The organism is Globicatella sanguinis NBRC 15551 (assembly GCF_001552295.1).
In the GTDB taxonomy this organism is placed as follows: Bacteria; Bacillota; Bacilli; order Lactobacillales; family Aerococcaceae; genus Globicatella; species Globicatella sanguinis.
Window position 1 is genome coordinate 1 of the sequence record NZ_BCQX01000117.1, and the last position, 6,985, is coordinate 6,985.

Here is a 6,985-nt window from a genome sequence, read left to right on the forward strand (position 1 = left end):
TTTCATTCCAACAAATAGCGATGAATATTTAAGAAAAGGTTAACCTTCATTCTCAAAACCTAAAAAAACCGACGCCCTTGGGAGGAGAACTGTCGGTAAATGTTGTGTATATCTCAAGTGACAATTAATTGTTATGGGAGAGAGATGAGGATGTCACTTGATATTGTTAATATAGCCCCTAAACCTAAAATATAGTTAAAACTTCTGAACTTAATGACGTAAATATCTCTCTAAAAATTGTTTTGTTCTTTCCTCTTTTGGATTGGTGAATAATTCTTCTGGATGAGCGACTTCGGCAATCACGCCAGAATCCATAAAGACGACTCGGTCACTCACTTCACGAGCGAATTCCATCTCATGGGTGACGATAATCATCGTTAAGCCAGTATGAGCTAATTCTTGCATCACACGCAAAACTTCGCCTACCATCTCGGGGTCTAATGCCGATGTCGGTTCATCAAACAATAAGACATCCGGTTGCATCGTTAATGCTCTAGCAATCGCTACCCTTTGTTTTTGTCCACCAGACAATTGACTTGGACGCGCATTGATAAAACTATCCATCCCTACTTGTTTTAAAAACTCTTTGGCACGTTTTTCTACTTCAGCAGGATGCTCCTTTAATACTTTTAAAGGTCCTACCGTACAGTTTTCTAATACATTTAAGTTATTAAATAAGTTAAATGATTGAAAGACCATTCCAAAATGCGTACGATACGCGTTCACATCATATTTAGGTCCTAAAACATTTTCATCACGATAAATGATTTCGCCACCACTTGGTTCTTCCAATAAATTTAAGCAGCGTAATAAAGTCGACTTGCCAGAACCAGATGAACCAATGATGGTCACTACTTCCCCTTTTTCAACTTCAAAATGGATGTCTTTTAAGACTTCACGTTCACCAAAGGATTTACTTAAATGATTCACTTTTAAAATTGCTGTCATTTGCTATTCTCCTTTTAATGTTTTTACTTGCTCTTGATTACCACCAACTAAGACAAACTCTTTTGGTCCATCCATTTTATTTTCAATCGCACGCAAGATGGCCGTGATGGTGACTGTTAAGACAAAATAAATAATGGCCGTAATGACGAATGTTTCGAAATATCGGAAACTATTACCAGCAATGGTACTTGAAGTGAAATACAATTCATTGACTGAAATAACGTTCAAGACTGACGTATCCTTGACGTTAATCACAAATTCATTCCCTACTGATGGTAAAATATTACGAATAACTTGTGGCATGACGACTTCCTTCATCGTTTGCCAATGGCTCATCCCAATCGCTCGCGCGGCTTCAAATTGTCCTTTATCTATCGACAAAATACCACCTCGCACGACTTCGGAAATATAAGCCCCCGTATTGATTGAAACAATAAAGAAGGCAGCGCTAAGTGGTGTTAAATTCCAATTCCATAAAATAGATGTTCCGTAATAGACAACCATCGCTTGCACAATCATTGGTGTTCCACGGAAAATACTTATATAAGCATTTAAGAACCAATTAGCAAATTTTAATAAACCATTTTGTAGTTTAGTTTTAGCTTTAGGAATCGTACGCACAATCCCGACTAACAATCCAATTAATAAACCTATAATAGTACCTGTTAAAGAAATAACCAACGTATTTATGGTACCACGTAAGTATGCTGGCCAGTTTGCTTTAAAGATATTCCAAACATTACCAAAGAAGTCAGATTCACCAGTAGATGGTTGTTCTTTAATCGCTTGGTTCATAATTTCTGCACGTTCTTCTGTGGAGATATCAGCTAAGACTTCATTCACTTGTGTTAATAATTCTTCCCGACCCTTTTTAACCCCAATACCAATTTGCACATCTTCTGCAGAAACTTCAAATGAAGGATCTGGCACCACATAGGTAAATTGAGAAATAGCATCAGTGGCCGAAATAGCCTCAGGTATTTCAGATACATAGGCATCAATTTTTCCAGATTGTAAAGCTACCCGCATCGCAGAGAAACTCTTCATTGCTTGATCAACCGTTGCATTCGGAATTTGACTTAATAAATCATAATGCAAAGTCCCTAATTGACCTGTCACCACAGCCCCACCAAAATCGTCGATTGATTTTGCTTGTGCATAAGGTGAATCCTTCTTGGTTACCATTGCGAATTGCACATCATAATAGGAGTCTGAGAAATCAATCACTTCTTTACGATCAGGTGTAGGAGACATCCCAGCAATAATCAAATCAATTTTTTCAGATTGAATCGCTGGTAATAAACCTTCCCATTCAGTTTTAACGATAATGATTTCACGGTCTAATGCTTCACCAATTTTACGTGCGATTTGCACATCATAACCATTGGCATAATCTTGGGAATCCTGAATACGAACCGCATCATTACTATTATTTGATTGGGTCCAGTTATATGGTGGATACCCTGCTTCCATACCTACTAATAAGGGTGGATTGGTGGAAGTAGTGGTTTCTTCCTGTCCACAAGCGACTAAAAATATCGATATAATTAACAATAGAATCGCTCTAAATTTTTTTAACATCTTTCTACCTCTTCTCTATTTACCTAAAGAATTATAACAAGCTTACTCTAAATAATCAATTTAATATTAAGCCTTCTTAACAAAAAACTTATTAAATTTTAATCTGGCGTTGAATTTATCGCTATATTATCTTGATTCATTTGATAAAACTCATATTTAACTTCTAAGAAACGGCTAAATTCAATTAAGAAGGCATAAATCATCGCTCGTGCCTCAAATTCCGCTCTTGATTGAGGTAATTGTGATTGACGAGAATAACGATATAAATCAGCCACGCCTTCAATTAACTCTATTACCGTATTTTGCTCATCATAATGTTCCGCGGTTATCGCCAGTAAATGTGATAATTTAAACCCTTGGTCAACTGCTAAAGGAATATTGGGCAACATCTCAATTAATCCACGTAAAATATCTAATTGCGTTTTACGCATTGTTAAATAATCAATGTGATAACTATTTTTTTGGAAAATTTGATTATTATATTCAAGTAAAGCTAATTGTTGGGCTTGTTCCAAATAAACTTCTAATTCTTTACTTCTTCTTTGAATAGCTGTCACGTCACATTGAACCATCTTTAAACTGACTGCCATCCCTTTAATAATTTCTTTCATTTCATGATCAACATTCAGTTTCATTTGATTTAACTTCGTCATCTGAGACGGCATCCAGACATTGAGTAATAATGACATCCCGGTACCAATGATCATTAACAACCCGCCATTAACCATCCATTCAATCCCCACACTTTTAGCAACGATAAAATGTGTCACTAACACCGATACCGGTGCAATCCCTGCTTGAAAACCAAAGGTGTAACAAATTGGTATAAAAAATAGTAAGTATAAACCAAATACCCAGACACTATAGCCCAAAAAACGAAATAATACCCAGGCAATTGCGAAAGCTATCATCGTTGCTGAAAGTCGCGAAATCGCAATCTTCAACGTATCAGTTCGTGTATCTAATAAGCTCAGTATCGCAATAATGCCAGCTGCATAACTATTTTCCAATTGTAACCATTGGGCCAGAATAACGGCAAAAATCGTTGCTACGACAATTTTTAACGTACGTTCCCCTAAATTCATATTTTCGACTCCTCTAAAAACAGATAATCATAGTATAACAAATTTTCATGATGACTTTTGGTTTTTTATGAAAATATATTAAATAATTACGAAAACCTCCATCATTGGCTAAAATCTGACGGAGGTTATGTTTCTTTATATATTTAGATAGAACTGTATCGGATAATTAGGCAAAACGATAGCATTAGATGGCTTTCATTAAATCGAGATGATCTTTACGTTTTAAGTAAGTGTACATCAAAGGAACAGCTGAACCAATCCAAGCTAGTGGGCTAGATAATGCTAAACCAGTAAAACCTATTAAATCTTCTAATATAAAGGCAGCAGCGACACGCATTATTAACTCCATAAAGCCAGCAAATGTCGGAATTCTACTATCTCCCAATCCTTGTAAAGTATAGCGGTAAATAAACAGTAAACTTAAGACCCAATATAAAGGACCATTAACTTTAAAGTAAGTATCACCATAAGCGATTATTTGTGATAAATCATCACCTTTAACAAAGAACGCAACAAAATCTTTTCCGAACACAAACAATACTGCTCCTAAAATAATCGCCACGATGACAGATAATATCGCTACTGAGCGCACACCATCACGAATCCGATCAATTTTTTTCGCACCAAAGTTTTGACCGACATAAGTAGCCATCGAAACGCCAAATGACATTAAAATTAAGATTACGACTTGGTCAATCTTACCCGCTGCCGCAAAACTTGCTACTGCCTCAGCACCTAATATATTTAAGGCCATTGAAACAGCAATCGTTCCTAAAGCGATAATTGATGACTGAAAGGCCATTGGTAAAGCAATTTGAACATGATACCATAATTCTTCCTTCTTAATCCCAACACTGACTCTCAAACGCAAGATGGGCATGCTACGTTGAATGGCCCATAAACATAATAATACCGATACGAATTGAGAGGTTATCGTCGCAATCGCGGTTCCTCCTACCCCTAAACCAAAATAAATAATAAAGACATAGTCCAGAATAATATTAATAATCGCCGCAACAATTAAAAAGTACAAAGGCGTACGACTATTTCCTAAAGAACGCATCATATTATTTAGCATATTGTAGAAGACCGTAATAATCATAAAGCCAAATACAATCACTAAATAATCATAAGTATGTTCAATAATATTACTAGGTGTATTCATAAATTCCAATAAGGGTCTTAAAACAACTAAACTGATGATTGTTAAAACTGCTGATACTGCGACCGACAGCACCCAATTCAAGAACACACTGCGTTGCAATTTATGATAATCTCTAGCACCATACGCTTGCGCAACCGGAATGGATAACCCCGCTGCAAACCCTTGGGTAAATCCTAAAATAAGAAATGACACACTACCCGCTGCTCCTATTCCAGCCAGTGCTTCAACTCCCATGGTTCGACCAACGATAAAAGTATCGGCCATATTATATAATAACTGAAAGACATTCCCAATAATTAATGGAATGGAAAATAAAATAACTTTTGAAAGTGGATTGCCACTGGTCATATCATTTTTCATTTGTTTACCCCTTTCTCTTTTCAACTCTGTGTAGTATACCGATGTTTTAATTTAATTACAATGGAATATTGCAAATTATTTCAAGGAAAATTTTGTGTTTTCATGTATTCAAAGCTAAAGCGATTATCATTTCATTTACTATTATCATTTAAAATGCACCCTATTAGACGTTAAAAACGACCTAATAAGGCGCAATAAATTGTATTTTGTGACTTGCCAAACATTTTATAAATTCAATCAATTTATGACGAGTTAATTTAAATCGCAAGTGCTTGAGTGGTCTCAAACGACGTCTTTCGACATGTTTGTGGCCTACCCAACTGTGCGCTGGGGAACAAACAAAGCAAAATCTGATCATTCTCTATTGCTTGCCAATGCCCAACTGTGCGCGGAGTGGGCAGACGAAGTGAAAATCTTCTCATTTTCTACTGTTTGCCCATACTACCATTATTTATTTTTTAAGATGCCAGTTAAACCACGTGATATTGCTCGTCCTAATTCACGACCCACTGAACTCATTAAATTTTTGGTTAAACGATCCATTGGTGAATCACTACGACGATAACTACTATTGGGTTTAGCAGCCTGTTTTTTTGCGGCTTGAGCTTGTTCTTTATTCACACGTTCTTGTTCTTTTTTCAAACGTTCCATTTCTTTTTCATTGGCTACCCGTTCTGCTTCAGCTAATAAAGCTTGTTCTTTGGCTGCTATTTGGGCATTAATCATTTCATGCGCACTTTCGCGATCAATTGGTGTTTCATATTTAGGCATTAACTCTGAATTATTTAATAGGCTAGCTAAGACCGAATGATCAATTGTCCCTAAATGACTTTTAGGTGGCCAAATCGTCACGATATCCGCTACTTTAGGTGTACCATCTTGATCTAAAGTTGAGACAACTGCTTGACCTACTTTTAGCTCTTGGATTGCACGAGCCATATCGACCGTTTCTGTTTGACGGAAACTATCAGCAACAGCTGCTACTGTCTTTAACTCTTTTGGCGTAAATGCTCGTAGCCCATGTTGAATTCTATTGCCTAATTGAGCAGCCACTCGATCTGGGATATCCAATGGATTTTGGGTGACAAAAAAGACCGCTACTCCTTTTGAACGAATTAAGCGAACCACTAACTCTATTTTTTCTAATAAAACTTCCGGTGTCTTATTAAACATTAAATGCGCTTCATCAAAGAAAAAGACTAATTTAGGTTTATCTACATCACCCACTTCTGGTAATGATTCATAAAGATTTGCTAAAACTGCTAATAAAACCGTCGCATATAAAGTAGGCTGTTGGCTCAATGCTACAGCATTTAACACATTAATAATCCCGCGTCCTTGACTGTCTACGCGCATTAAATCTTCCAATTCTAATGATGGCTCACCAAAAAAAGCTCCTGCTCCTTGTTGTTCCAATACGACGATTGAACGTAAAATAGCCCCTACAGAAGAAGAAGCGATATTACCATAGTGTTTACTTAACTCACTCGCATTTTCCAATACATAGTTTAACATTGCCCGTAAGTCCATCAAGTCAATTAATAATAAACCTTGTGCATCCGAAACGGCAAAAACAATATTCAGTATACCTGTTTGAATCTCATTCAAACCTAAAACACGCGCTAATAAAACCGGTCCTATTTCAGAGATAGTCATCCGTAATGGTATCCCCTGTTTTGATAAAGCATCCCATAATTCCACACTATACTCAGCCGTTTCATAATGATCGTAATGAGTAGCGGCTAACCGTTCAGGATCAACCTCACCATTACCCGCTTGGGCAAGGCTCATTAAATCTCCTTTGATATCTGCTAAAAAGACGGGTATCCCTGCTTCACTTAATTGC

General features: G+C 36.7%; 5 protein-coding genes. All 5 read right to left on the bottom strand.

Annotated elements, in window-relative coordinates:
• Positions 1-210 precede the first annotated feature (210 nt).
• The gene (locus GSA01S_RS08660; RefSeq protein ID WP_066126686.1) at positions 211-948 is read right to left on the bottom strand and encodes an amino acid ABC transporter ATP-binding protein; all 738 of its coding nucleotides are present in this window, start codon (positions 946-948) and stop codon (positions 211-213) included.
• 3 nt (positions 949-951) lie between these two features.
• Entirely contained in the window at positions 952-2,529 is a 1,578-nt protein-coding gene (locus GSA01S_RS08665; protein ID WP_066126688.1) for an ABC transporter substrate-binding protein/permease, read from the bottom strand.
• A gap of 98 nt (positions 2,530-2,627) precedes the next feature.
• Entirely contained in the window at positions 2,628-3,614 is a 987-nt protein-coding gene (locus tag GSA01S_RS08670) for an aromatic acid exporter family protein (RefSeq protein WP_066126691.1), read from the bottom strand.
• A 184-nt stretch (positions 3,615-3,798) separates the two neighbouring features.
• Positions 3,799-5,139, bottom strand: a complete 1,341-nt coding sequence (locus GSA01S_RS08675; RefSeq protein ID WP_066126693.1) for an MATE family efflux transporter — start codon at positions 5,137-5,139, stop codon at positions 3,799-3,801.
• Between the two features lie 447 nt (positions 5,140-5,586).
• Positions 5,587-6,985, bottom strand: a 1,399-nt coding sequence (locus GSA01S_RS08680) for a helicase HerA-like domain-containing protein (RefSeq protein WP_066126695.1), incomplete at its 5' end; no start/stop codon positions are given.

Coding starts and splice junctions, on each gene's coding strand:
- GSA01S_RS08660 (WP_066126686.1), bottom strand. CDS start 948: ATGACAGCAATTTTAAAAGTGAATCATTTAAGTAAATCCTTTGGTGAA.
- GSA01S_RS08665 (WP_066126688.1), bottom strand. CDS start 2,529: ATGTTAAAAAAATTTAGAGCGATTCTATTGTTAATTATATCGATATTT.
- GSA01S_RS08670 (WP_066126691.1), bottom strand. CDS start 3,614: ATGAATTTAGGGGAACGTACGTTAAAAATTGTCGTAGCAACGATTTTT.
- GSA01S_RS08675 (WP_066126693.1), bottom strand. CDS start 5,139: ATGAAAAATGATATGACCAGTGGCAATCCACTTTCAAAAGTTATTTTA.